23 protein-coding genes and 1 riboswitch are annotated in these 24065 nt (G+C 67.3%); of the genes, 14 read left to right on the forward strand and 9 right to left on the reverse strand.

Annotated elements, in window-relative coordinates:
• Window position 1: 1 nt before the first annotated feature.
• Complete coding sequence (mpl, locus tag DSM104440_RS18740) at window positions 2-1372, reverse strand: UDP-N-acetylmuramate:L-alanyl-gamma-D-glutamyl-meso-diaminopimelate ligase (protein WP_171165387.1); 1371 nt, start codon at window positions 1370-1372, stop codon at window positions 2-4.
• 16 nt (window positions 1373-1388) lie between these two features.
• Window positions 1389-1742 (reverse strand): DMT family protein, encoded by a 354-nt coding sequence (locus tag DSM104440_RS18745; protein ID WP_171165388.1) that lies wholly within the window; start codon window positions 1740-1742, stop codon window positions 1389-1391.
• Between the two features lie 134 nt (window positions 1743-1876).
• Here DSM104440_RS18745 and gshA point away from each other — a divergent pair, with 134 nt between their 5' ends.
• Together gshA and gshB are read left to right on the forward strand one after the other, a co-directional pair.
• Window positions 1877-3184 (forward strand): glutamate--cysteine ligase, encoded by a 1308-nt coding sequence (gene gshA / locus DSM104440_RS18750; RefSeq protein ID WP_171165389.1) that lies wholly within the window; start codon window positions 1877-1879, stop codon window positions 3182-3184.
• The gene (gene gshB, locus DSM104440_RS18755; protein ID WP_171165390.1) at window positions 3181-4116 is read left to right on the forward strand and encodes a glutathione synthase; all 936 of its coding nucleotides are present in this window, start codon (window positions 3181-3183) and stop codon (window positions 4114-4116) included. Before gshA ends, gshB begins: the two co-directional genes overlap by 4 nt.
• 3 nt (window positions 4117-4119) lie before the next feature.
• Here gshB and DSM104440_RS18760 read toward each other — a convergent pair whose 3' ends face one another.
• The 4 genes from DSM104440_RS18760 to DSM104440_RS18775 form a co-directional block, all read right to left on the reverse strand.
• A complete protein-coding gene (locus DSM104440_RS18760) occupies window positions 4120-5739 on the reverse strand; it encodes a hypothetical protein (RefSeq protein WP_171165391.1) in 1620 nt (539 codons plus the stop codon).
• Entirely contained in the window at window positions 5739-6173 is a 435-nt protein-coding gene (locus DSM104440_RS18765) for an HIT family protein (RefSeq protein ID WP_171165393.1), read from the reverse strand. Before DSM104440_RS18765 ends, DSM104440_RS18760 begins: the two co-directional genes overlap by 1 nt.
• 22 nt (window positions 6174-6195) lie before the next feature.
• On the reverse strand, window positions 6196-9972 hold the full coding sequence (locus tag DSM104440_RS18770) for a DUF3683 domain-containing protein (RefSeq protein WP_171165394.1): 3777 nt from the start codon (window positions 9970-9972) through the stop codon (window positions 6196-6198).
• A gap of 64 nt (window positions 9973-10036) precedes the next feature.
• The gene (locus tag DSM104440_RS18775) at window positions 10037-10450 is read right to left on the reverse strand and encodes a YqaA family protein (protein ID WP_171165396.1); all 414 of its coding nucleotides are present in this window, start codon (window positions 10448-10450) and stop codon (window positions 10037-10039) included.
• Window positions 10451-10506: 56 nt separating this feature from the next.
• Between DSM104440_RS18775 and hemC the strand changes: the two genes are divergently transcribed.
• From hemC to DSM104440_RS18800, 5 genes are read left to right on the forward strand one after another with little or no spacing between them, the layout of a single operon-like run.
• Window positions 10507-11448: a hydroxymethylbilane synthase gene (gene hemC, locus DSM104440_RS18780; RefSeq protein ID WP_171165397.1), complete on the forward strand. Its 942-nt coding sequence runs from the start codon at window positions 10507-10509 to the stop codon at window positions 11446-11448.
• Entirely contained in the window at window positions 11445-12221 is a 777-nt protein-coding gene (locus DSM104440_RS18785; protein ID WP_171165399.1) for a uroporphyrinogen-III synthase, read from the forward strand. Before hemC ends, DSM104440_RS18785 begins: the two co-directional genes overlap by 4 nt.
• Complete coding sequence (locus DSM104440_RS18790) at window positions 12218-13249, forward strand: uroporphyrinogen-III C-methyltransferase (RefSeq protein WP_171165402.1); 1032 nt, start codon at window positions 12218-12220, stop codon at window positions 13247-13249. The genes DSM104440_RS18785 and DSM104440_RS18790 overlap by 4 nt, the downstream gene beginning before the upstream one ends.
• Window positions 13249-14421 carry a heme biosynthesis HemY N-terminal domain-containing protein gene (locus DSM104440_RS18795; RefSeq protein ID WP_171165404.1) on the forward strand — a complete coding sequence of 391 codons (1173 nt, stop codon included), beginning with the start codon at window positions 13249-13251 and terminating at the stop codon, window positions 14419-14421. The genes DSM104440_RS18790 and DSM104440_RS18795 overlap by 1 nt, the downstream gene beginning before the upstream one ends.
• A gap of 15 nt (window positions 14422-14436) precedes the next feature.
• Window positions 14437-15015 carry a CBS domain-containing protein gene (locus DSM104440_RS18800; protein WP_171165406.1) on the forward strand — a complete coding sequence of 193 codons (579 nt, stop codon included), beginning with the start codon at window positions 14437-14439 and terminating at the stop codon, window positions 15013-15015.
• 30 nt (window positions 15016-15045) lie between these two features.
• Here DSM104440_RS18800 and DSM104440_RS18805 read toward each other — a convergent pair whose 3' ends face one another.
• Together DSM104440_RS18805 and DSM104440_RS19445 are read right to left on the reverse strand one after the other, a co-directional pair.
• Window positions 15046-16077, reverse strand: a complete 1032-nt coding sequence (locus DSM104440_RS18805) for a CDP-6-deoxy-delta-3,4-glucoseen reductase (protein ID WP_171165408.1) — start codon at window positions 16075-16077, stop codon at window positions 15046-15048.
• 2 nt (window positions 16078-16079) lie between these two features.
• A complete protein-coding gene (locus tag DSM104440_RS19445; RefSeq protein WP_246212062.1) occupies window positions 16080-16466 on the reverse strand; it encodes an FxsA family protein in 387 nt (128 codons plus the stop codon).
• Window positions 16467-16485: 19 nt separating this feature from the next.
• Here DSM104440_RS19445 and cutA point away from each other — a divergent pair, with 19 nt between their 5' ends.
• From cutA to DSM104440_RS18840, 7 genes are all read left to right on the forward strand, one after another.
• Entirely contained in the window at window positions 16486-16806 is a 321-nt protein-coding gene (gene cutA / locus DSM104440_RS18810; RefSeq protein WP_246212063.1) for a divalent-cation tolerance protein CutA, read from the forward strand.
• Window positions 16807-16850: 44 nt separating this feature from the next.
• Entirely contained in the window at window positions 16851-17366 is a 516-nt protein-coding gene (locus tag DSM104440_RS18815) for a TlpA family protein disulfide reductase (RefSeq protein WP_171165411.1), read from the forward strand.
• 76 nt (window positions 17367-17442) lie between these two features.
• Window positions 17443-17892, forward strand: coding sequence for a type II 3-dehydroquinate dehydratase (gene aroQ / locus DSM104440_RS18820; RefSeq protein WP_171165413.1), 450 nt, complete (start codon window positions 17443-17445; stop codon window positions 17890-17892).
• Window positions 17893-17902: 10 nt separating this feature from the next.
• Window positions 17903-18361: an acetyl-CoA carboxylase biotin carboxyl carrier protein gene (gene accB / locus DSM104440_RS18825; RefSeq protein ID WP_171165415.1), complete on the forward strand. Its 459-nt coding sequence runs from the start codon at window positions 17903-17905 to the stop codon at window positions 18359-18361.
• Window positions 18362-18371: 10 nt separating this feature from the next.
• Entirely contained in the window at window positions 18372-19736 is a 1365-nt protein-coding gene (gene accC / locus DSM104440_RS18830) for an acetyl-CoA carboxylase biotin carboxylase subunit (RefSeq protein ID WP_171165417.1), read from the forward strand.
• Between the two features lie 19 nt (window positions 19737-19755).
• Window positions 19756-20652 carry a 50S ribosomal protein L11 methyltransferase gene (prmA, locus tag DSM104440_RS18835; RefSeq protein WP_171165419.1) on the forward strand — a complete coding sequence of 299 codons (897 nt, stop codon included), beginning with the start codon at window positions 19756-19758 and terminating at the stop codon, window positions 20650-20652.
• Window positions 20646-21500, forward strand: a complete 855-nt coding sequence (locus DSM104440_RS18840) for a zinc-ribbon and DUF3426 domain-containing protein (RefSeq protein WP_171165421.1) — start codon at window positions 20646-20648, stop codon at window positions 21498-21500. The genes prmA and DSM104440_RS18840 overlap by 7 nt, the downstream gene beginning before the upstream one ends.
• 11 nt (window positions 21501-21511) lie before the next feature.
• On the opposite strand, the gene DSM104440_RS18845 is transcribed toward DSM104440_RS18840, so the two are convergent.
• Window positions 21512-23797, reverse strand: coding sequence for a DUF1631 domain-containing protein (locus tag DSM104440_RS18845; protein WP_171165423.1), 2286 nt, complete (start codon window positions 23795-23797; stop codon window positions 21512-21514).
• A gap of 115 nt (window positions 23798-23912) precedes the next feature.
• A riboswitch (cyclic di-GMP riboswitch) is annotated at window positions 23913-24006 on the reverse strand.
• Window positions 24007-24065: the final 59 nt, after the last annotated feature.

A 24065-nucleotide genomic window follows, 5' to 3' on the forward strand; every position in this document is an offset into this window, starting at 1 on the left:
CTTACTCCGGGGAGTTGGGTGCGCGGCTCTCGAGGCGCGCGAGGAGCTTCGCGTGCACGCCGCCGAAACCGCCATTGGACATGACGAGCACGTGATCGCCGGCGCGCAGCACGTGGGCGAGCGCCTCGACCATGGGATCGAGCTCGGTGTAGATCGCCGCGCGCGAGGACAAGGGTGCGAGCGCGGTCGCGGGATCCCATCCCAGGTTGGCGGCATAGCAGTACACGAGGTCCGCGCCCGAGAGGCTCTGCGCGAGCTGGCCCTGCATGGTGCCCAGCTTCATCGTGTTCGAGCGCGGCTCGAACACCGCTACGACGCGTCCGCTTCCGGCGCGGCGGCGCAGGCCGGCGATGGTCGCCTGGAAGGCGGTCGGGTGATGCGCGAAATCGTCGTACACGGTGATGCCGTTCACCGTGCCGCGCTTCTCCATGCGCCGCTTCACGCCCTGGAAGCTGGACAGGGCCTCGATCCCCGCGGCGACGGGCACGCCCGCATGGCGCGCGGCGGCGAGGGCCGCGAGGGCGTTCATGCGGTTGTGGTCGCCCATCAGCTCCCAGCGCACGGTGCCTTGCACCTGGCCATGGAGCACGACGTCGAATGAATCATCGGCGTGGATCGCCCCCACGCTCCACGCGCCGCGCGCGCCGAAACGCTCGACCTGCGTCCAGCAGCCGCGCTTCAACACGCGCTCGAGTGCCTCGACCTCGTTGTTGACCACCATCAATCCGTTGGCCGGCACGATGCGCGCGAGGTGATGAAACTGCGTCTCGATGGCCGCGAGGTCGGGGAAGATGTCCGCGTGGTCGAGCTCCAGGTTGTTGAGGATCACCGTGCGCGGCCGGTACCACACGAACTTCGAGCGCTTGTCGAAGAACGCCGTGTCGTACTCGTCGGCCTCGATCACGAAGAACGGCGAGTCGGTCGCGAGCGCGGACGTGTGGAAGTTGCGAGCCACGCCGCCGATGAGGAAGCCCGGGTTGAGCCCGGCGTGCGCGAGGATCCACGCGACCATGGAGGCGGTCGTGGATTTCCCGTGCGTGCCCGCGACCGGAATCACCCATTTGTCGTGAAGGATGTGCTCGCTCAGCCACTGCGGGCCGGAGACGTACTCGAGGCCGCGGTTGAGCATCTCCTCGACCACGGGAAAGCCGCGCGTCATCGCATTGCCCACCACCACGAGGTCGGCCTTGTAGCGATCGAGCTGCTCGGCGTCGTAGCCTTCGTGCAGGTGAATGCCGAGCGAGCGAAGCTGGTCGCTCATCGGCGGATAGACCTGCGCGTCGCAGCCCGTGACGACATGGCCCGCCTCGCGGGCGATCTTCGCGAGGCCCCCCATGAACGTGCCGCAAATTCCGAGAATATGCAGGTGCATCAGGATGGCAGCTGCATCAGGCGGCGAAGATGAAGTAGACCGCACCCACCAGGCACAACGCCGCCCAGAGGTAGTTCCACTTGAGGCCCTCGCCCATGTAGAACACGGCGAAGGGCACGAAGATCACGAGCGTGAGCACCTCCTGCAGGATCTTCAGTTGCGCGAGGCTCATGCCGCCGGCGAAGCCCATGCGGTTGGCGGGGACCTGGAACATGTACTCGAGGAGCGCCACCGCCCAGCTCACGAGGGCGGCGATGTACCAGGGGCTCGCCTGCAGGTGCTTCAAGTGCCCGTACCAGGCGAACGTCATGAAGAGGTTCGAGATGGCGAGCAGGGTCGCGGTGAGCGCGACGGTCTGTACGGAAGTCATGGATGGAACTCGCGGGGGTTGAAACTCTGACGCGGAGCCGCAAATTCTAGCATCGCGAGGTGTCGCGTTCCGGGCCTGCTCGCGCGTGTAAACTCATTGCCCGCCCTCGAAATACAACGCCCCAACCGACGCCGATGGTTCCCCACCTGACCACCTCGCTCACCGGCCCGCTGCGCGAACTCGAGCGGCAAGTCCTCGATCGCCGGCCCGATATCGAACATTGGTTCCGCAACCAGTGGATCGAGCACGAAGTCCCCTTCTATTCGTCGGTGGATCTCCGCAACAGCGGCTTCAAGCTCGCCCCCGTGGACCTGAACCTCTTCCCGGGCGGGTTCAACAACCTCAATCCCGATTTCCTGCCGCTGTGCGTTCACGCGGCAATGTCCGCCGTCCAGAAGATCTGCCCGGACACGCGCCGCTTCATACTCGTGCCCGAGAACCACACGAGGAACCTCCACTACCTGCAGAACGTCGCGACCCTCAAGCGCATCCTCGAGGCCGTCGGCCTCGATGTGCGCATCGGAAGCCTCATCCCCGACCTCACCGCGCCCCAGGAGGTCGAAACCTCCGCGGGCGAGAAGCTCCTGCTCGAGCCGATCGTGCGCAAGGGCAACCGGGTGATGCTCGAGGGCTTCGATCCGTGCGCGGTGCTCGTGAACAACGACCTTTCCGCGGGCATCCCCTCGATCCTCGCCGGCCTCGAGCAGCCGGTCGTGCCCCCGCTCGTGGCCGGCTGGTCCACGCGCCGGAAGACCCAGCATTTCCACGCCTACGACCGCGTCGCCGAGGATTTCGGCAAGTTGATCGGCATCGACCCCTGGTTCATCAACCCGGTGTTCAGCCAATGCGGCAAGGTGAATTTCGCCGAGAAGGAAGGCGAGGACTGCCTCGCGGCCAACGTGGAATTCGTGCTGAACGAGATCAAGGAAAAGTACGCCGAGCACGGCATCACCGAGGCGCCGTTCGCGATCGTGAAGGCCGACGCCGGCACCTACGGCATGGGCATCATGACGGTGAAGAGCGTCGACGACGTGCGCAACCTCAATCGCAAGACGCGCAACAAGATGTCGGTGATCAAGGAAGGCCAGCCGGTCCACGAGGTGATCATCCAGGAAGGTGTCTACACGTTCGAGACGGTGAATGACGCCGTGGCCGAGCCCGTGCTCTACATGATCGACCAGTTCGTCGTGGGTGGCTTCTACCGCGTGCACACCGGGCGCGGCATCGACGAGAACCTCAACGCCCCGGGTTCGCAGTACTCGCCGCTTGCGTTCGAGTCCGATTGCCAATCGCCCGATTGCTCCGGCAAGCCCGGCATGGCGCCCAACCGCTTCTATACCTATGGCGTCGTGGCCCGCCTGGCGCTGCTCGCCGCGGCCTACGAAGTCGAAGCCCTGGTCGAGCGCGCATCCGCCCTCGAGGTGAAGGCAGCGAACGCATGAAGTTCGCGTTCGTGGTCGATCCGCTCGACCACCTGAAGGCCTACAAGGATTCCTCGATCGCGATGATGCGCGAGGCCGCGCGCCGCGGGCACGAAGTGCACGCGTTCGAGGCCCGCGAGATCTTCGTTCGTGCGGGCTCGGTCGTCGCACCCGCGCGCAAGCTCGCGATCTCCAGCGACAACGCCGCCTGGTACCAGGCCGGCGCGCCCGTGGAGGCGCCGCTCGCGTCCTTCGACATCGTGATGATGCGCAAGGACCCGCCCTTCGACCAGGAGTACTACTACGCCACGCTGCTGCTCGAGCGCGCCGAGGCTGAAGGCACGCGGGTCGTGAACCGCCCGGGCGCCCTGCGCGACTGGAACGAGAAGCTCGCGATCCTGCGCTTCCCTCAATTCACGCCGCCCACGCTCATCGCGTCCGATCCGGCGCGGGTGCATGCCTTCATCGACGAGCGGCGCGACACCATCCTCAAGAAGCTCGACGGCATGGGCGGGACGATGATCTTCCGCGTGACCGCCACCGACCCCAACCGCAACGTCATCGTGGAAACCATGACGGAGCTGGGCACGCGCACGATCATGGCGCAGGGCTACATCCCCGAGATCTCGCAGGGCGACAAGCGCGTCCTGGTGATCGGCGGCAAGCCCTTCGGCCATTGCCTCGCGCGCATCCCTCGCGAAGGCGAGACCCGCGGCAACCTCGCGGCCGGCGGCATCGGGCGCGCGCAGCCCCTCTCGAAGCGCGACCGCGAGATCGGCGAAACCGTGGGCCGCGAGCTGGTGAAGCACGGCATCACATTCGCGGGACTGGACATCATCGGCGACTGGCTCACGGAGGTGAACGTCACGAGCCCGACGTGCATCGTGGAAATCCGCGAGCAGGCGGGCAAGGACGCCGCCGTCGACCTGATGGACGCGCTGCTGGGCGCCTGAACCCTAGAAGGTGAAGCGGTCGAAGTCCGTGCCGTGCTCGAGGACGTCGTAGACGGTCGCTTCCTTGGCCGCTTCTTCGATCCAGATCTCGATCCCGCGCCCGCGCAGGGCCATGCCGCCGGGCACCACGAGCGATTCCGGAATGTTGAGCTTCGGGATCGCCGGCAGGCGGAAGCCCTGCACCCACTGAGCCGTCTGGCGATTGCGCGCGTCACCCGCCCGCACGGCAATCGGCTCGGGACGGCCCGGAAAGAGCGTCACCGTGATCACGATGCGCCCGTCGGTCTCCTGCACGAGCGCGCTCACCATGCCGAGGAAGAACGGCGCGCCGTCGCCCAGGCGCATCGCGACCAGGCGCCCGATCGCGACCCCCTTCGAGGCCGTCGCGGGGCGGAGCAGCCGCCATGCGCCGAGCATCTCGTCGACGACACCCCAGTTCTCGACCGTGAAGTTGAACTCGCTCGACATCATCGACTGCGTGCTCTCGCGCACGCGCCCGAACATGGCGATGTCGTTCTTCTCCTGGCGCGTGAGCTCGCGAGTCTTGTCGGGCTGCTCGAAGATCTTCCCGCTCGAAAGGAAGAAGTGGATCTCGTTCACGCCGAAGGTCAGGCCCGCGGTCGTTTCGTTGGGCACCTTCGCGGGCGGACGCGGCGGCGCGCCTTCGCACCAGAGCTTGTGCAGGCGCTGCATCTGGTGAAGCGCGTCGAGCGCGCTTGCCTCCGCGGGCAACCCCAGGCTCGCGGGTTCCTCGTCGTTCTGCAGGGCGCGCACGCGCCGGCGGATGCTCTTGGAAATCTGCTCGACATCGAAGACGCGGTGCGAGGCTTGCTGCGCGCCATGCGAGAGCGGGCGCGCGCCGATGGGCTTGGTGAGGTCGACCGCCAGCGGCCAGGCCGTGGTGCCCTCGGCGGGCGGCGGCGGCTCCTTGAGCAGCCGCACCTTGCGGATCCACAGCCGCAGCAGGGCTTCGGCGAAATCCATCTGCGGCGCCGTCATCTCGGACAGATACGCCGCCTGCATCATCACGACGTGCGAGTAGGCCTCAGCCACGCTCGACACGCCCTCCTCGCCCTCGAGCGAATCCTTCACTCGCTCCTCGGCCACGCCGCGGCGCTCGGCCTCGGCGTAGAGCTGGTGCAACCGCAGCCAAACGGCCGGATCGAAGCGGCGATAGGCGACCGCGTGGAACAGCATCTGCGTCCCGAGGTAGCGCACGATGCGCTGGGTGACGAGCGCCACGTGGCGGGAGATCTCGCCCGACTCGTTCATCGCCTGCTCGAGGCACTTGCGGTAGCCGTTCTCCATTTCCTCGAGCAGCGCGCGGCCCGTGCCCCACGCGGCCGAATCATTGGGCGAGAGCGGCATCGTCTTGCCGAAGTAGCGCGAGCGTTGCTCGCCCTGCAGGAACGAGATCTTGTCGCGCATGAGCTCGATGCACTTCAGGCGCTCGATCGCCTCGAAGTCGTCGGCGCGGTTGAGCACCTTCAGCGCGTCGAGCACGAGGCTCTGCGCCTGCGGGATGTTGGTGAGCGGCAGCGCGTTGAGCCACTCCTTGCACGCGCGCGCGTCGCCGAACGGAATCGATCCCGTCGGCCGGCTGTTGGGAGGCTGCGTCGCCATCAGCGGCCCGTCCCCAGTTTCGCGCCGATCGCGGCACCCAGGCGCCCGGCATCGGCCCGGCGCGCGGCATTCGCGTTGGGCTCGCGCTTCGCCGCCGCCCACACCGGTCCGGGGAAATGGCGATCGTCGGCAAAACGCGGAATCACGTGCCAGTGCACGTGCGGCGTCATGTTGCCGAGGCTCGCGAGGTTCATCTTGTCCGGCTGCATCGTGTCGCGCATTGCGCGTTCGACTCCCAATACCACTGCGAGGAGCGCCGTGCATTCGTCGGGCGTGAGATCGGTCATCTCCTTCGCGTGGCGATTCACGATCACGCGGCAGAAGCCCGGATAGTCCGCTTCCTCCACCGCCACCACACGGCAAAGGTCATTCTGCCAGAGGAGGGTTCCGCCCGTCTCCCGGCAAAGCTCGCAGTCCTGGGTCGCCGCATTCATCGTGCGACGATTCTACGCGGCGTCAAAGCAGAACGCGCTCGATTCCGCCGTGACGCGCCTTGGCGACGTAATCGGCCATCCAGTTCTCGCCGAGCAGGTGGCGGGCCATCTCGACCACGATGTAGTCGGCCTGCGTGCCCGAATCGCGATCGAAGCGCGAGAGGCCCTGCAGGCATGAAGGGCACGAAGTGAGGACCTTCACGTCGCCCGTGAAGCCGTCGGCGCGCAGGCGATCCGAACCCTTGATCATTTCCTCTTCCTTGCGGAAGCGAACCTGTGTCGAGATGTCGGCGCGCGTGGCCGCGAGCGTTCCCGATTCGCCGCAGCAACGCTCGTTGAGCGGCACCGCCTGCCCCATGAGCGTGCCCACCACCTTGAGCGGCGCATAGGTCTTCATTGGCGTGTGGCAGGGGTCGTGGTACATGTAGCGCACGCCCTTCACGCCCTCGAGCTTCACGCCCTTCTCCATGAGGTACTCGTGGATGTCGAGGAGCCGGCAGCCCGGGAAGATGCTCTCGAATTCGTACTTCTGGAGCTGGTCCATGCAGGTGCCGCAGGAAACCACCACGGTCTTGATGTCGAGGTAGTTGAGCGTGTTGGCCACGCGGTGGAAGAGCACGCGATTCCGGATCGTGATCTCTTCGCCCTTGTCGGCCTGGCCCGCGGAGGTCTGCGGGTAGCCGCAGCACAGGTAACCCGGTGGCAGGACGCACTGGCTGCCGACTTCGTAGAGCAGCGCCTGGGTCGCGAGGCCCACCTGCCCGAAGAGCCGCTCGGACCCGCAGCCGGGGAAATAGAACACCGCGTCGGACTCGTCGGTCACTTTTGCCGGATCGCGCAGGATCGGCACGATCGCGTCGTCCTCGAGATCGAGGAGTGCGCGCGCGGTCTTCTTCGGCAATCCTCCGGGCATCGGCTTGTTGATGAAGTGGATCACCTGCGCGCGCAGCGGCGGCTTGCCCACCGTGGAAGGCGGATGGCGCGTCTGTCCTCGCGTGACGAGGAAGCGCCGGGCGAACGCATGGGCCGCACGCTGCACGCGGTAGCCGATGTCCACCATCAGCGCCTTCACCAGCTTGATCTTCGTGGGATCGGTCGCGTTGAGGAACTGCAGCGCCGCGAACGTCCCGAGGTTGAAGCGCTTCTTCTTCAGGCGCGTGAGGAGGTTCCTCATCGCGATCGACACGTCGCCGAAATCAATGTCGACCGGACAGGGCGCCTCGCACTTGTGGCACACCGTGCAATGGTCGGCGACGTCGCCGAACTCGTCGAAGTGGCGGATGCTCACGCCGCGTCGCGTCTGCTCCTCGTAGAGGAACGCCTCGGTGAGCAGCGACACCCCGAGGATCTTGTTGCGCGGGCTGTAGAGCAGGTTGGCGCGCGGCACGTGGGTCGCGCACACGGGCTTGCACTTGCCGCAGCGCAGGCAATCCTTCACCGAAGCGGCGATCGCGCCGATGTCGCTGCGTTCGAGGATCAGGGACTCGTGGCCGAGCAGTGCGAACGACGGCGTGTAGGCGTTCTCGAGGTTCGCGCCCGCGAGGAGCTTGCCGCGGTTGAAGCGGCCCTCGGGATCGACCTTCGCCTTGTAGGCGGCGAAGGGCGCCATCTCGCCCTCCTCGAGGAATTCGAGCTTGGTGATGCCGATGCCGTGCTCGCCGGAGATCACGCCGCCGAGGCTGCGCGCGAAGGCCATGATCCGCGCCACCGCGCGGTTGGCCTCCTGCAGCATCTCGTAGTTGTCGGAGTTGACCGGAATGTTCGTGTGCACGTTGCCGTCGCCCGCGTGCATGTGCAGCGCCACGAACACACGGCCGCGCAGCACCTCGGCATGGATCGCCCGCACGCGCTCGAGGACCGGCGCGAAGGCGCGGCCGTCAAAGATCTCGCACAGGGGCTCCAGGAGCTCGCGCTTCCACGAGATGCGGTCGACGTGCGTCTGCACCGCCGAGAACACTTCCGGTTCGCCGAGGCGATCGAGCACGCCGCGCCAGCGCGCCGCGGTGCGCGCGAGCAGATCGAGTGCCAGCGCCGGGCGGTCACCGAGAAGGCCTTCGCGGTCGCCGCGCTCTTCGGCATGCACCGGGACTTCGCCGCGGAAGAATTCCTCGAGTGCGGCCACGAGCTTCAGCTTGTTGCCGATCGAGAGCTCGATGTTGATGCGCTCGATTCCCTCGGTGTATTCCGCGAGGCGCGGCAACGGAATCACCACGTCTTCGTTGATCTTGAAGGCGTTGGTGTGGCGCGCGATCGCGGCGGTGCGCGCGCGGTCGAGCCAGAAGCGCTTGCGAGACTCGGGGGTGGTCGCGACAAAGCCTTCTCCTTCGCGCGCGTTGGCGATGCGCACGACCTGCGAGGCCACCTGCGCCACCGCGTTCTCGTCGTCGCCCACGATGTCGCCCAGAAGCACCATGCGCGGCCGGCCGCGGCTCTTCGCCTTCGTCGTGTAGCCCACGGCCTTCACGTAGCGCTCGTCGAGGTGCTCGAGGCCCGCGAGGATGGCGCCCGGATGACCGTCGACGTAATCCTTGATCTCCACGATCGCCGGCACCGCGCGCTTCACGTCGCCGAAGAACTCCAGGCATACGGTGCGCACGTGCGGCGGCATCCGGTGGAGGATGAACGTGGCCGACGTGATGATTCCGTCGCAGCCTTCCTTCTGCACGCCCGGCAGGCCCGCGAGGAACTTGTCGGTCACGTCCTTCCCGAGGCCCACCTTGCGGAAGCTCGCACCGTCGACCTCGAGGATCTCCTGGCCGATCGGCGTCTTGCCGTCGCGCTGCAGGCGGGTGAGGCGGAACTTCACGCGCCCCGCGTCGTGGATCTTGCCCAGGTTGTGATCGAGCCGTTCGACTTCGAGCCATTCCGCGCGCGGCGTGACCATGCGCCATGACGCGAGGTTGTCGAGCGCGGTGCCCCACAGCACGGCCTTCTTGCCGCCCGCGTTCATCGCGACGTTGCCGCCGATGCACGAGGCATCGGCCGAGGTGGGATCGACCGCGAACACGAGCCCCGAAGCTTCCGCGCTTTCCATCGCGCGCCGCGTGACGACACCCGCGCCGCAGCGCACGACCGGCACCGGTTGCGCGAGGCCGGGCAGCGTCACGCGTTCGACGGCGGCGAGGCGGTCGAGTTTTTCGGTATTGATGACCGCGGAGAGGCGCTCGAGCGGAATCGCGCCACCCGTGTAGCCGGTGCCGCCGCCGCGCGGGATGATCGTGAGCTCGAGCTCGATCAGGGCTTCGACGATCGGCCGGCACTCCTCCTCAGTGTCGGGCGACACGACAACGAAGGGGTACTCGACGCGCCAGTCGGTCGCGTCAGTAACGTGCGAGGCGCGCGCGAGCGCGTCGAAGGCGATGTTGTCCTTGCGCGTGATGCGCGAAAGCACGCGCAGCGTCCTGCGGCGCAGTCGCCGCACCTGCTCGAACTCGCCCTCGAAGGCATTCACCGCGCCGTGCGCCGCATCGAGTAGCTGTCCTACGCGCTCGTGGCGCTCCACATCGGCGCCATCCTCGCGGCGGCGCTTCTCGATTTCCGCGAGCCGGTGGCGCATGGCCTCCACCAGGAGGGCGAGGCGCCGCGGACTGTCGAGAAGATCGTCCTGCAGGTAGGGATTGCGGCGCACGACCCAGATGTCGCCGAGCACTTCGTAGAGCATCCGCGCGGAGCGCCCCGTGCGCCGCTGCGAGCGCAGCTCCGCGAGCAACTCCCACGCATCGTCGCCGAGCAGGCGGATGACGATCTCGCGATCCGAGAACGACGTGTAGTTGTAGGGAATCTCGCGCAGGCGGGTCATGGGCCTTGGTGCCACGGTGTTCGGTACGGCGGACCGGCCATCATACTGCACTGCAACATCGCGACTAAACCAGCGCGACGGCCTGCGCGATCAGCACGTAGCGCGCGAACTTGCCCAAGGCCATCGCCGCGAGCGACCAACCCCACGACACGCGCAGCCAACCGGCCGCGGCGCACAGCGCGTCTCCGATCAGGGGGACCCATGAAAGCAGGAGTGCCGCCGCGCCGTAACGTTCCACCCATGCGAGCGCGCGGCCCTTGGGAAGGCGCTTGGGAACGAGGCGCCCGAGCAGGTAGGTCGTGAATCCGCCCAGCGTATTGCCGAGCGTGGCGACCAGGACCGCGGTCGCTGCACTGCCGGGAAAGCTCTTCAACACGGCGACCAGAACAATCTCGGAATTTCCGGGCAGGATCGTGGCCGAGACGAACGCCGAGATGAAGAGGCTGGCGAGGCCCGTATCGGCGCTCCAGTCAGGCATGCGTCGAGTCTATCGCGTGCTAGGCTTTCAAGTCCCTCAAGGGGATTTCACGACCCATGCCCACCCTGCCGACCCACCTGCGGATCGCCACGCGCGAAAGCCGTCTCGCGCTCGCCCAGACCCACCTGGTGGCCGAGACCCTGCGCAGCCGCAACCCCGGCCTGAAGGTCGAGATCGTGGGCATGACCACGCGGGGCGACACCGTCCTCGACCGCCCGCTCTCGCAGGTCGGCGGCAAGGGCCTCTTCATCAAGGAGCTCGAAGTGGCCCTCGTCGAGGAGCGCGCCGAGATCGCGGTGCATTCGATGAAGGACGTTCCCATGGAGATCGATGCCGCGTTCGCGCTCACGACCTTCGGCACGCGCGAAGACCCGCGCGATGCTTTCGTGAGCGCGCATTTCGAAAGCCTCGATGCGTTGCCCGCCGGATCCGTGGTCGGCACCTCGAGCCTGCGGCGCGAATGCCAACTGCGCAGCGCCTTCCCGAAGCTCCAGTTCAAGCCCCTGCGCGGCAACGTGAACACGCGCCTCGCCAAGCTCGACGCGGGCGACTACGACGCGATCATCCTCGCCGCCGCCGGTCTCAGGCGGCTCGGATTCGAAGCACGCATTCGCACGTACCTGCCGCCGGCCCTCGCGATTCCCGCGATCGGCCAGGGGATCCTCGCCATCGAGCACCTCGCCGGACGCGATGACATCGCGGCCCTGCTGCGTCCCTTCCGCGATCCTGCGACGAAGCATGCGGCGCGCGCCGAGCGCGCCTTCGGCCTGGTCGCCGAGGGAAGCTGCGAGGTTCCGGTGGGTGCGCTCGCGCATGTCGCCGCGGGTCAACTCTCGCTCGAAGCCTTCATCGGTCTGCCCGACGGAACGCGCGTGGTGCGGGACGCCGTGCGCGGCGATGTCGCGCAAGACGAAGCGCTCGGCCGCACCCTGGGAGAAAAGCTGCTGGCCATGGGTGGGCGCGAGATCCTCGCGGCCCTGCAGCGCGCCAACGCATGAGCACCGCGCGCCCGCTCGAAGGATTGGGCGTGGTCATCACGCGGCCCCTGCCGCTGGCTGAATCCGTCGCCGCCGAGCTGGCCGCCGCGGGCGCCAGGCCGATCGTGTTCCCGACGCTCGAAATTCATCCCGTGCAATCGGATCCCGCGCTCGATGCCGCCCTCGCGCTGCTGCCGCGCGCGGACCTCGCGATCTTCGTGAGCGCCAATGCGGTGGAGCGCGGAATGGAGGCGGTGCGCGCCCGCGGCGGCTGGCCGAAAGGCGTGCCCGTGGCAGCCGTGGGTGAGTTCACCGCGCGCGCGCTGCGGAACTCCGGCTTCAAGGAAGTGATCTCACCGGCCGAGCGCTTCGATAGCGAAGCGCTCCTGGGTTTACCCGCATTGCAGGCGGTCGACGGGAGAAATATCATCATTTTTCGCGGCCAGGGCGGACGGGAGCGCCTGAAGGAAGGCCTCGAAGCCCGTGGCGCCCGCGTGACGTATGCCGAGTGCTACCGCCGCGAGCGACCCAAGGCCGATCCCAAGCCGTTGCTGGAAGCGTGGGGCCGGGGCGAGGTCGATGTCATCGGCGTGCTCAGTGCCGAGACGCTCGAGAACTTCGTCGAGATGATCGGCCCCGAGGGACGCGCGAAGCTCGCCGCCACCGCGCTCGTCGTCCCGCACGAAGCGATCGCCGCGCATCCCGATGCCAAGCGTTTCGGCCGCGTCATCCTCTCGCCTCCGGGCGCGGAGGGACTTTCGAAGGCGCTGGCCCAATACCGGACCAAACGATGAACGACCCGCTTCTCCCGACGCCCGACCCTGCACCCGCGACCACGGGGCGGACCACGCGCCTGCTCGCGGGCCTCGCCCTGCTCGCGGCCGCGGCCGCCGCATTCTTTGCATGGGACGCGCGCCAGGCCCTGCGCTCGCTCGAAGCAACTGCGGGCGGACGCCTCGCGGAACTGGGTGCGGAGAATGCGCAGGCGCGCACGGCACTCGCGCAGAACCAGGTCGTCATCAAGGAATCGCAGGCGAGGATCGCGGAGCTCGAATCGCGCGTCGCCGAAACGCACGAGAACCGCGTCGCGCTCGAGGACATGTACAAGGAGCTCTCGCGCAGCGCGGATGATCGCCTGCTCTCCGAAGTCGAGCAGATCCTGGTCGCGGCGAGCCAGCAGCTTCAATTGCAGGGCAATGTGCGCGGTGCGCTCGCCGCCTTGCAGGCGGCCGACCAGCGGCTCGCGCGCGCCGAGAAACTCGCGGTCGCCCCGCTGCGCCGATCCCTCGCGCAGGACATGGATCGCCTCAAGGCGCTGCCGCAGGTGGACACCGTCGGCATCGCGGTGAAGATCGACAACCTCATCACGCTGGTGGATGGCTTGCCGCTGGTGATCGCCGACACGCTGCCGCCCACGCGCGTGGCGTCGCGCGCGAAGACGCTCGAGGAGTCCGGCTTCTCGCGGGCCGCGCGCGACTTCTGGGAAGAAATGAAGGGCCTCGTGCGCATTCGCGAGCTCGAGACCTCCGACGCGGCGCTGCTCACGCCCTCGCAGGCGTACTTCCTGCGCGAGAACCTGAAGCTGCGTCTCCTCGCCGCGCGCATCTCGCTGCTCGCGCGCGACGAAGTGTCCTTCCGCGACGACGTGAAGGCGGCGCAGGCCTGGCTCGCGCGTTATTTCGATCCGAAGTCCAAGGGCGGCGTCGCGGCAGCCGGCGCGTTGAAGCAGCTCGCGGAGAGCCCCGTGTCGATCAGCGTTCCCGACATCAATGCGAGCCTCTCGGCGGTGCGCACCGCGCGAGCCGCCCGGGAGAAGCGCTGATGCGCTTCGCGATCTGGTCCGTCGTCCTCGCCGCGGTCGCCGTGGGCATCGCGCTGTTCGCGCGGCATTCCACGGGCTATGTCGTGATCGTCTCGGCGCCCTATCGCATCGAGCTCTCGCTCAACCTGCTCGTGCTGATCGTGCTTGCGGGCTACCTCGGCTTCTACGCGATCACCCGCCTCGTGTCGTCGCTGCTCGCGATTCCCGCGAGAGTCGCGGCCTACCGCGAGGAGCGTTCGCGCTCGCGTTCGCGCCAGTCGCTCAACGACGCGCTCCTCGCGTTCTTCCAGGGCCGCTACGCATCGGCCGAACGCAGCGCGGCCAATGCGCTGGCCACCGACGAAACCAAGGGCGTGGCCGCGATCATCGCCGCGCGCAGCGCGCACGAGCTCGGCCGCTTCAGCGAGCGCGAGCAGTTCCTCGACCAGGCGCGCGGGCATGCGCCCGAGGTCGACCAGGCGCGCCTGACGACGCTCGCCGACCTCCTCGTCTCGCAGGGCCGCTTCGACGAAGCGCTGGCGGTGCTCAAGGACCTCTCGGCGCGCGATGCGCGCAACCTGCGGTTGCTGCGCCTGCGCCTGCAAGCCGAGCAGGCGACGCGCCGTTGGGATGACGTGCTGTCCACTGCGGGCGCGCTCGGCAAGCTCGGCGGCCTTTCACCCGCGGATGCGGCCACCGCCCGGCGCGCAGCGCACCTCGGGAACCTCTCGCAGAAGGCCCAGGACCCGGCGATGCTCGCCGCGTACTGGAAGCAGATTCCTTCGGAAATGCGGCTCGATCCGACCGTCGCGGCCACGGCTGCGCGACTGCATCTCGCACTCGGCGGCGACAGCGAGGCGCGCGACATCATCGAGGACGCGCTCGAGCGCGAATGGAGCGCGAACCTCGTGGCCCTCTATGGCGAATGCGGCGGGACGAACGCGATGCCGCTGATCGAGCGCGCGGAGAAGTGGCTTCGCATCCACGCACGCGATCCGGCGCTGCTGCTCGCACTCGGAAAGCTCTGCATGCGCCAGGGGCTCTGGGGCAAGGCGCAGAGCTACATCGAGGCGAGCCTCGCGCTCGAACCCACGCACGACGGGCACATGACGCTCGCCGCGCTGATGGAAAAACTGGGCAAGCCCCAGGAAGCGGTCCGGCACTTCCGGCGCAGCGCGGAGCTTGCCGGCTAGCTAGAGGAGGACGCCATGTCGCGCGAGTACTCCGGCCTCACGATCAACCTGCTTGCCCCCGCCGCCCGCCTCGCCGAGCAGCACCAGCTCGAGCGCGTGACGCTCGACGATCCGGCGTTCGCGGTGATGACCGACCTGCGCGAAGTCGCACCGGCGACCATCGGACCGGAGAAGCGCATCGACGAAGCGAATGCGGCAATGCTCGAGCGCGGCGTGCGATTGCTCTTCGTGATCGACACCACGCGCGCGATCGTGGGCGTCATCACCGCGACGGACCTGCTCGGCGAGAAGCCGGTGCGCCACACGCAGGAGCGCGGCGTGCGCCGCGGCGAAATCCTCGTGGCCGACATCATGACGCCCGCCGCGATGCTCGAAGCCATCTCGATGCAGGACGTCGCGCAGATGCGCGTGGGCCACATCGTCGCGACGTTGAAGGCGGTAAACCGGCAGCACTTGATGGCGTCCGAGGAAAACGGAAGACGCGTCCGGGGATTGTTCTCGGCCTCGCGCATCGCGCGGCAGCTGGGCGTCGAAGTGGTCACCAGCGAAGTGGCGAAGACCTTCGCGCAAATTGAGGCGGCGTTAGCGCGCTAACGCCGTCCTGAGCCTACGAGGGACCTGCTGTTATTTCTTCGGATCCACCGAGTAGGTGAACGCGTCGCAGAAGAATTCGTCCTCGGGAAGGCCCTTCTGCTCGACGAACGTGGCCTTGGCGATGTCGGTCATCGCCGGCGCGCCGCACGCGTAGACCTGGAATCCCGCGAGCGAAGGAAAATCATCGAGCACCGCCTGGTGCACGAAGCCCGTGCGGCCTGACCATTCGTCGCCCGGCAATGGATCCGAAAGCACCGGGACATACGAGAAATTCGGATGCTCGGCCGCCCACTTCGCCGGCACCTCGGGCAAATAGAGATCCGATCGCGCACGCGCGCCCCAGTAGAGAACCATCTGCCGGTCCATGTCCTTCTGGAATGCGTGCTCGATGAGCGACTTGATCGGCGCGAAGCCGGTGCCGCCGGCGACGAAGATCACCGGCTTGTCGGAGTCCTCGCGCAAATAGAAGGTGCCCAGGGGACCCTCGAAGCGGATGATCGCCCGCTCCTTCATTTCCTCGAAGACGAACTTCGAGAACGCGCCGCCCGGCGCCTTGCGCACGTGCAGTTGCAGCAGCGCGTCGTCATGCGGCGCATTCGCCATCGAGAAGCTGCGGCGCTTGCCGTCCTTCAGCAGGATGTCGATGTACTGGCCCGCGAGGAACTGCAGCCGCTCCGAGGCGGGGAGCTTGAGGTAGAGAACGGCGACGTCCTCCGCGGGCTTTTCCACGCGCTCGATGCGCGCGGGGAGCGTGCGAATCTGGAGATCCTTCGCGCCGGCGAGCTCGCGAACCTGCAACGTGACATCCGTGAGCGGCTTGGTGCAGCACGTGAGCGCCTTGCCCGCGGCCTTCTCGCTGTCATGCAGCGCGCGCTCCTGGTAGTCGCCGTATTGCAGCTCGCCCGAGACGAGCGTCGACTTGCAGGCGCCGCACGCGCCGTTGCGGCAACCGTAGGGCAAGCCGATGCCCTGGCGCAGGGCGGCCTCGAGAACCGTCTCGCCGGAATTGACGCTGAAGGTGTGGCCGCTGGGCTCGAGGCGGACTTCGTGCGACTCCGCCAAGGCTAACGGGTGCGGCGGAATTCGCCGTCGATGATCGTGCTGTTTCTGCGAACCGGCGTCGGATCGACGACGGCGCGCGGCCCCGGAAGCAGGAGCAGCGTGAGTGCCATCAGGTCGGAGACGACGCCCGGGAAGATGAGCAGCAGGCCGGCGAGCACCGTGCGGGCGCTGTCGACCAGGGCCGCGATCGAGAACCTGCCTTGCGAGAGGGCCGCCGCGAGGCGGGCGACCAGGGCGAAGCGCGCTTCCTTGATGAGCGCCACACCGGCGCACGCAGCGAGGACGACCCAGGCGAGCACCCACCAGCCATGCGTCTCGCTCAGGCGCGCGAGCAGCGTGAGTTCAAGGAAGGGGAATGCCAGTAAGATCGCCAGCAGAATCAACCGCATCGGTGCAACACCTTTCATCGTGACCGCCATCGCCGTCCTGACCAACCTACCCGACTCCGACTCGGCTTTCAATCTTGCGCGGGAACTCGTGAGTTTACGCCTTGCCGCGTGCGCCAACGTCCTGGCGCCGGCCACCTCGTTCTACCGCTGGGAGGGCCGCGAGGAGCAGGCCACGGAGGTCCCGGTCCTCATCAAGTCCACCCGCGAACGCTACCCGGCACTCGAAGCCCATATCAAAAGCCGCCACCCCTATTCGGTGCCGGAGATCATCGCCTGGCCCCTCGAGCTCGGATCGGCCGAATACCTGGCCTGGGTCGAGCGCGAGTCCCAACCTATATAGGGGCGCCTCCGCTGAATGCAAAGCTGCTCTTCGCGGGCGTCGGCGTGCTCGCCTTCCTGGCAGGCGCCGCGCTGTGGATCGGGTCGCGCGCGCCGAGCTCGGCCGCCGTGAATCCCCTGGCCGATGCCACGCCTGCGGCGCTGTTCGCCGCCACTTTCAAGGGACCCGAGGGCCAGGACCAGGCCATCGGCCAGTTCCAGGGCAAGATCCTGGTCGTCAATTTCTGGGCGACCTGGTGCGCGCCCTGCAAGGAAGAGATGCCGGGCTTCGTCCGGCTGCAGGCGCGCTGGAAAGACAAGGGCGTCCAGTTCCTCGGGATCGCCAATGACGACCCGGCAAAGGTCCGCCGCTTTGGAACCGACCTCGCGATCAACTACCCGCTGTGGACGGGAGGCGCCGAAGTCTCGGAATTGTCGAAAAGGCTCGGCAACCGAGTCGGAGTGCTCCCCCATACCGTCATCCTTGACGGCCAGGGCCGAGTGTTGGAAAGTCGGATCGGCATATACTCCGAGCCGGCCATGGAAGAGCGTCTCTTCGCGGCGACAAAAACGGCCGGTTAACTAGTTTCCCGAAGTCTGTGCATAACTTCGGTCAAAACTGGACATCTTGCATCGATCTGCGGCAAACTCGCCGCCCATGTCCAAGATCCTGGTCCTCCACGGACCCAACCTGAATCTCCTGGGCACCCGCGAACCCGAGGTCTATGGGCGAGACACCCTCGCGGACATCGATCGCCGGTTGGTGGAGCAGGGGAAGCGTGCCGGGGTGGGGGTCAGCACCTTCCAGAGCAACGCCGAGGTAGCCCTGATCGAACGCATTCATGCTGCGAAAAGCGACGAAACTGCCGTGATCGTCTTCAATCCTGCTGCCTTCACGCACACCAGCATCGCCCTTCGGGACGCGCTGGCGGCAGTCGGAGTCCCGTTTATCGAAGTACACCTGTCCAACGTCCACGCCCGCGAGCCCTTCCGGAAGCATTCGTACTTCTCGGACCTGGCCATCGGGGTGGTCGCCGGATTTGGCGCCAAGAGCTACGAGCTCGCCCTGGAGGCGGCCATCAGCCGCCTGACGGGCAATAAAAACTAGAGGACAACCCATGGACCTCAGGAAACTCAAGAAACTGATCGACCTCGTCCAGGAGTCGGGGATCGGCGAGATCGAGATCACGGAAGGCGAGGAGAAGGTCCGTATCAGCCGCCAGCCGGCCGGGGGCGCCCCGGTCCTCATGGCCGCCCCGGGCATGCAGCCGATGATGATGGACGGTGGTGCCGCTGCCGCCGCCGCGGCCCCGGCCGCACCCGCCGCGCCGGCCGAACCCACCGGTCACACCCTGAAGTCGCCGATGGTCGGCACCTTCTACCGCGCGCCTTCGCCGGGAGCGCCCAACTTCGTCGAAGTGGGCCAGGTCGTCACGAAGGGCCAGACGCTGTGCATCATCGAGGCGATGAAGCTGCTGAACGAGATCGAATCCGACGTGGCCGGCACCGTGAAGGCCATCCTCGTCGAGAACGGCCAGCCGGTCGAATACGGCCAGGCCCTGTTCGTGATTTCCTGAAGATCCCGGCGTGTTCGAAAAGATCCTGATCGCCAACCGCGGCGAAATCGCGCTGCGGATCCAGCGTGCCTGCCGGGAGATGGGCATCAAGACGGTGGCCATCCACTCCGAGGCCGACGCCGACGCGAAGTACGTGATGCTCGCGGACGAAAGTGTGTGCATCGGTCCCCCGCCCTCGCGCGATTCCTACCTCAACATTCCCGCGATCATCAGCGCCGCGGAAGTCACCGACGCGCAGGCGATCCACCCGGGCTACGGCTTCCTCTCGGAGAACGCCGACTTCGCCGAGCGCGTCGAGAACTCGGGGTTCGTCTTCATCGGGCCGACGGCTGCCTCGATCCGCATGATGGGCGACAAGATCTCGGCCAAGAACGCGATGAAGAAGGTCGGCGTGCCGTGCGTGCCGGGCTCCGAGGGCGCGGTGCCCGACGATCCCAAGGAAATCCGCAAGCTTGCAGCGACGATCGGCTACCCGGTAATCATCAAGGCCGCGGGCGGCGGCGGCGGTCGCGGCATGCGCGTGGTGCACACCGAAGCCGCCCTCGTTAATGCGGTGACGATGACGCGCACCGAAGCGCAGAACGCGTTCAACAACCCGGTCGTGTACCTCGAGAAATTCCTCGAGAAGCCGCGCCACATCGAGATCCAGGTGCTCGCCGACGAGCACAAGAACGCGATCTACCTGGGCGAGCGCGACTGCTCGATGCAGCGGCGCCACCAGAAGATCATCGAAGAAGGCCCCGCACCCCTCATCAAGCCGCGCCTGATCGAGCGGATCGGCGAGCGCTGCGCGGACGCGTGCCGCAAGCTCGGCTACCGTGGCGCGGGAACGTTCGAGTTCCTCTACGAGAACGACGAGTTCTACTTCATCGAGATGAACACCCGCGTGCAGGTCGAGCACCCGGTGACCGAAATGATCACGGGCGTGGACATCGTGCAGGAGCAGATCCGCGTGGCCGCGGGCCTCAAGCTTCGCTACCGGCAACGCGACATCGTGAAGCGCGGGCACGCGATCGAATGCCGCATCAACGCCGAGAACGCCTACACGTTCGTGCCCTCCCCGGGACGCATCACGCAGTACCACGTCGCGGGCGGTCCGGGCATCCGCTACGACTCGCACGTCTATGCCAACTACTACGTGCCGCCGCACTACGACTCGCTCATCGGCAAGTTGATCGCGTACGGCGACACGCGCGAGCAGGCGATCGCGCGCATGAAGGTTGCGCTCTCGGAGATGGTGATCGAGGGCATCCAGACCAACATCGCCCTCCACCAGGAATTGATGAACGATGCCGCCTTCGTCCGCGGGGGCGCGTCCATCCATTACCTGGAGGAAAAGATGGCGGCGCTCAAGTCCATCCAGACGGACTCGTAGGCCCGGGGGTCGACTGACCATGGCCTGGCAACGCGTGCGGCTGGTTGTCGAAGGCCGCCATGCCCAGCAGCTCGCCGAGGCGCTCGAGGGCGCGGGCGCGCTTTCCACCGAACTCACCGATGCCGACGCGGGCACTCCCGAGGAGTCCGCCGTCTTCGGCGAACCGGGCTCCGAAGCGTCGGTCTGGGCGCGTTGCTGCGTCGGTGCGCTGTTTGCGGGCGACGCGAATGCCGCCGCGGCGATCGATGCCGCGCTCGACGAGAGTGGCGTTCCGACGCTGTCGGCCGCCTCGCTCGATCGCCTCGAGGACGCGGACTGGGTCGCCGAAACGCAGCGCCAGTTCGAACCGATCCGCGCCGGCACGAAACTCTGGATCGTCCCCACGTGGCACGAGGCACCCGATGCGAGCGGCGTGAACATCGTGCTCGATCCAGGCGCGGCCTTCGGAACGGGCAGCCATCCCACGACGCGCCTGGTGCTCGGGTTTCTCGAGCGCACGGTGAGCGCGGGCGACAACGTGCTCGACTACGGTTGCGGCTCGGGGATCCTCGCGATCGCCGCGCTCAAGCTGGGTGCGGGTAGCGCCATGGGTGTCGACATCGATCCGGCCGCGCTCGAAACCGCACGCTACAATGCGGCGCGAAACGGCGTGACGCTCGAACTCGTGCCCGCCGACAAGACGCTCGCTGCGCAATACCGGATCACGGTCGCCAACATCCTCGCCAATCCCCTTCGAATGCTGGCCCCCTTGCTCGCAACGCACACCGCTCCCGGAGGCCACATCGCACTGTCGGGCATCCTCGCTTCGCAGGTCGATGAGGTGACGCTCGCCTATGCACCCTGGAGCGATCTCGCGGTCGAAGGTGAAGAGGAGGGCTGGGTGTTGCTCGCAGGAACGAGGAAAGCCGGATGCTGATCACCACCTGCACGCATTGCCTCGCGCGCTTTCGCGTGACGCCGCAGCAGTTGAACCTGCGGCAGGGGCAGGTGCGCTGTGGAAGTTGCCAGACCGTGTTCAGCGGCTTCGAGGCGCTCGAGCGTTTCCCGGACGATGACACCGGCACGCGGATCCTCGCGGCGCGTGCCGCGGCCGCCGCTGGAGGCGCGCACGGCGAAGCACTCCCCTCCGGAGCGGCTCCGATTGCCGATCTTCCCGACGAGGGCGTTCCCGAAGTCGCCGATGAGGTCGCGCGCACGCCGGCCGCGGCGGCGGAACCCGCGGCCGAGCGCCCCCGGGTACAGCCGCCGGTGTCGCCATTGATCTTCGAGGAACCCGCGCCGCCGCCGCGTCCGTCGCGCGCGTGGGTCTTCGGCTGCGCCCTGATGGCGGTGTTGCTCGTGGTACAGCTCGCCTATGCCTTCCGTTCGGAGCTCGCGCAGGCCTATCCGGTTTCGCGGCCGTTCCTCGAATCGGTTTGCGCGTCAGCCGGTTGTTCGGTGCCGTGGGTGAATGACGCCGCGCGCCTGAAGCTCGAGGACTCCGAACTGCTCGAGGTTCCCGGCCGTCCGCAGGAGATCGCGCTCGGCGCACGCATCCGCAACCTCGCGCCGGTGTCGCAGGAATTCCCGCACATCGAGCTCACGCTCACGGATCTTTCGGGACAGGCGGCCGCGCGACGCATCTTGCGGCCCGTCGACTACCTGGGCCGCGCGCCCGCACCGAGCGAGGCGATGTCCGCGGGCTCCGAGCTCGCAATCCAGTTGCGCCTCGAGACGCCGCGCATCAAGGCCACGGGCTACGAGCTGCAGCTCTTCTACCCGTAGCGAAACCGGCTTCAGGCCGCGCGGGCGTTCTCGAGCATCGAATCCACGGCGCGACCGACCAGCGGGCCGGTGTCGATGATGCGTGCCTCGCCCTGGCGAAGCTGCTCGGCGAGCGCCTCGGGTGAAATCGAGATCGCGCTCTCCGACTCGTTCGCATTCGTGAACAGGTAGACGCCCTTCGCCGGGCTGATCCAGGTGAGGCGCGCGCGAATCACCGGTGCGCCCAGCGGCATGAACTCGACCCAGGTTCCGCGCGGCAGGTTGGTCCACACACCCGTGCGCGTGAAGACGTTGCGCACCATGCCCTTCGTGCGCGGCGTATTGAGGCGAATCTCCTGGACCTGCACGCCGCCCGCGGGGAGGACGGTGCGCTCGATACTCGGCGCAACCGGAAGCTCCGGTGCCGCTGACGGCCCATCCGGAACGATCGCCATTCCACGCAACCCCGCCCTCACGGCATTGGCGTGGCAATCGACGAGCGAACCCAGGAAGAGGTCGCGCCCCTCGATCGGCGTGTCGGCGCGCAGCATGCCTTCCTGCAGCTGCTTGAGCATCGACGGCAGCATCGTGACCAGGCGCTTGCGGTCATCGGCCGCCGCCTTGGGCTCGACGCTCCAGAGCAGATCCTCGAGCGTGTGCAGCAGCGACTGCCACGGGGGCGATCCCTCGCCCTCCGTGAGGTGCACGTTCGCGAGCGCGCGGACCCAATGGGTGTTGAGCATCTCGCGCACCGGCGCGGGAACCCACGCGCGCACTTCCAGGCGGCGGGCCACTTCGTCCTCGGCGGTGAGGCGCGCGATTTCCTGGCGCTCGCGTTCCTCGATGTAGCGCGACGAACGCTCGACGATGAGCTCTTCGGTCTTGCGCTGGTTCTCGATGAACGCGTCGACCTCGGAGATGAGGCGCACGAAGAGCGTGACGTCGGTGTCGAACTCCGTGAGCACCGTGTGGACCGTGGCTTCGATCATGTCGACCGAGGCCGCGCCCTTCGCGCTGCGCTCGTCGAGGCCCATCGCCGCTTCCGCGAGGCGGTCGATCAGGCGGCGCGTCGGATGCTCCTTCGACGAGAAGAATTCCTTGTCGAGCAGGGCCACCTTGAGCGTCGGGATCTGCAGGCGCGAGAGGATCGCCTTCACGTTCCCCGGGATCTGCGGGTCGTCGAAGATGTAGTCGAAGATCATCGCGACGACGTCGATCGTCATCGAGTCGATCGAGGTGAGCGAAGCGCTGCCCGGAGCGACCTTCAGTGCACGAAGGACGTTGACGACCAGCGCCTCGCCCCCCGCGGGTACGGCCACCTCGCCACCATCGCGATGCATGCGCGTGAGCTCGGTAACGAACGCCTGGGGCGCGGCCACGCCTGGGATCGTAGGCCACACCAGGGTCCCGTTACCGGCTCCGGCGGCGGAGGGTGCTCCCGCGGCGGGGCCGCTCAAGCCTCCCTGAGGCTGAGAACCTAGAAACTGGGCAAGACTGCGAAAGACATCGACATCGGATCCGGGTGCGGCGGGGGCTCCGCTCCTGCCTCCGGCGGAACCACCAGTCGCTCCAGGCGCGCCGCTCGCGCCCTTGGGGCGCTGCGCCGAAGGCGCGTTCTTGCGCGCCACGGGACGGATCTCCGGCAGGATCTGGCGCTGCACGAGATGCGCGTTGAGGTCGTGGTAGACGTTGTGCAGATCGGCCGTCACGTAGCTTTCGAACTGGCGCATCAGCGCCATCCGAACCTTGAAGCCGGCCTCGACCTGGCCACACGCGTCCTTGAGGGCCGCGCAGAACGTCGCGGGTGAAAGCGGATTCGCGTCGTCCTTGAGCTCGGGCCGGTCCATGAGGAAGCCGAAGCGCTGCGAGAGCGCGAAGAGCTCGCTCTCGCACGAGTTGGACATCTTGCGCGCCATCTCGGAGGCGGCAAGCGTGCCCTCGAGATCCTCGTCGCCGACGAGCGAAAGCTCACCCATTTGCGACGATGTCGCGGCCGCACTTTCGCCGCGCACCTTGCGATTGAAGAATTCGACGAACTGGCGCCGGAATGCGGCTTCGATGGTCGGGCGCTTTTCGCGCGCGACGGCGCGCGCATCGAGGTAGACGTTCTGGGCTTCGCGATCGTGCGACTTCTCGGCCATCTCGAAGAGGTCGTCTTCGATGCGGTCGAACATTCCCGAGAGCGACGATGCGATGCGGTCGAGCGCGAGCTCGCGGCAATCCTTGAGGACGCCCGCGGTCTCCTGCGGTGAGAGTCGTGAGCGTGCCCGGGAGTGATCTCCCAGCGACACCACTTTGCCGTTCGTCGCGTTCGCCATGGTCGCAGCCCCTTGGGGTCGCCCAAACCGGGGAGGAACGCGAAGTCGGGGATGGCGAGAGGCCGCCCGGATGGGCGACGGTGGAGCGATCGGCCGGGGGCCGATCCCACGAATCTCTGGCAATCCCGCTGTCGTAGGGCCTTTGAACGGCACCCTTTAGACCGGTGACTTTGCGCCCCCACCTTTCGATGGGTTTGCCCTGTTTCAGGTGTTTCGTGTGCGCCACGGGTGGTATCGGTCGTACTGGCGACAACCTGATACCTACATC

It is taken from the genome of Usitatibacter palustris (genome assembly GCF_013003985.1).
GTDB classification, from domain to species: domain Bacteria; phylum Pseudomonadota; class Gammaproteobacteria; order Burkholderiales; family Usitatibacteraceae; genus Usitatibacter; species Usitatibacter palustris.

What these genes read in the sequence shown, in the direction of transcription:
- DSM104440_RS18765 (WP_171165393.1), bottom strand. Translation starts at nt 6,173, where the DNA reads ATGAATGCGGCGACCCAGGACTGCGAGCTTTGCCGGGAGACGGGCGGA.
- DSM104440_RS18795 (WP_171165404.1), top strand. Translation starts at nt 13,249, where the DNA reads ATGCGCTTCGCGATCTGGTCCGTCGTCCTCGCCGCGGTCGCCGTGGGC.
- DSM104440_RS18770 (WP_171165394.1), bottom strand. Translation starts at nt 9,972, where the DNA reads ATGACCCGCCTGCGCGAGATTCCCTACAACTACACGTCGTTCTCGGAT.
- DSM104440_RS18785 (WP_171165399.1), top strand. Translation starts at nt 11,445, where the DNA reads ATGAGCACCGCGCGCCCGCTCGAAGGATTGGGCGTGGTCATCACGCGG.
- hemC (WP_171165397.1), top strand. Translation starts at nt 10,507, where the DNA reads ATGCCCACCCTGCCGACCCACCTGCGGATCGCCACGCGCGAAAGCCGT.
- accB (WP_171165415.1), top strand. Translation starts at nt 17,903, where the DNA reads ATGGACCTCAGGAAACTCAAGAAACTGATCGACCTCGTCCAGGAGTCG.
- gshB (WP_171165390.1), top strand. Translation starts at nt 3,181, where the DNA reads ATGAAGTTCGCGTTCGTGGTCGATCCGCTCGACCACCTGAAGGCCTAC.
- DSM104440_RS18775 (WP_171165396.1), bottom strand. Translation starts at nt 10,450, where the DNA reads ATGCCTGACTGGAGCGCCGATACGGGCCTCGCCAGCCTCTTCATCTCG.
- mpl (WP_171165387.1), bottom strand. Translation starts at nt 1,372, where the DNA reads ATGCACCTGCATATTCTCGGAATTTGCGGCACGTTCATGGGGGGCCTC.
- aroQ (WP_171165413.1), top strand. Translation starts at nt 17,443, where the DNA reads ATGTCCAAGATCCTGGTCCTCCACGGACCCAACCTGAATCTCCTGGGC.
- DSM104440_RS18790 (WP_171165402.1), top strand. Translation starts at nt 12,218, where the DNA reads ATGAACGACCCGCTTCTCCCGACGCCCGACCCTGCACCCGCGACCACG.
- prmA (WP_171165419.1), top strand. Translation starts at nt 19,756, where the DNA reads ATGGCCTGGCAACGCGTGCGGCTGGTTGTCGAAGGCCGCCATGCCCAG.
- DSM104440_RS18800 (WP_171165406.1), top strand. Translation starts at nt 14,437, where the DNA reads ATGTCGCGCGAGTACTCCGGCCTCACGATCAACCTGCTTGCCCCCGCC.
- gshA (WP_171165389.1), top strand. Translation starts at nt 1,877, where the DNA reads ATGGTTCCCCACCTGACCACCTCGCTCACCGGCCCGCTGCGCGAACTC.
- DSM104440_RS18840 (WP_171165421.1), top strand. Translation starts at nt 20,646, where the DNA reads ATGCTGATCACCACCTGCACGCATTGCCTCGCGCGCTTTCGCGTGACG.
- DSM104440_RS19445 (WP_246212062.1), bottom strand. Translation starts at nt 16,466, where the DNA reads ATGCGGTTGATTCTGCTGGCGATCTTACTGGCATTCCCCTTCCTTGAA.
- DSM104440_RS18760 (WP_171165391.1), bottom strand. Translation starts at nt 5,739, where the DNA reads ATGGCGACGCAGCCTCCCAACAGCCGGCCGACGGGATCGATTCCGTTC.
- DSM104440_RS18845 (WP_171165423.1), bottom strand. Translation starts at nt 23,797, where the DNA reads ATGGCGAACGCGACGAACGGCAAAGTGGTGTCGCTGGGAGATCACTCC.
- DSM104440_RS18745 (WP_171165388.1), bottom strand. Translation starts at nt 1,742, where the DNA reads ATGACTTCCGTACAGACCGTCGCGCTCACCGCGACCCTGCTCGCCATC.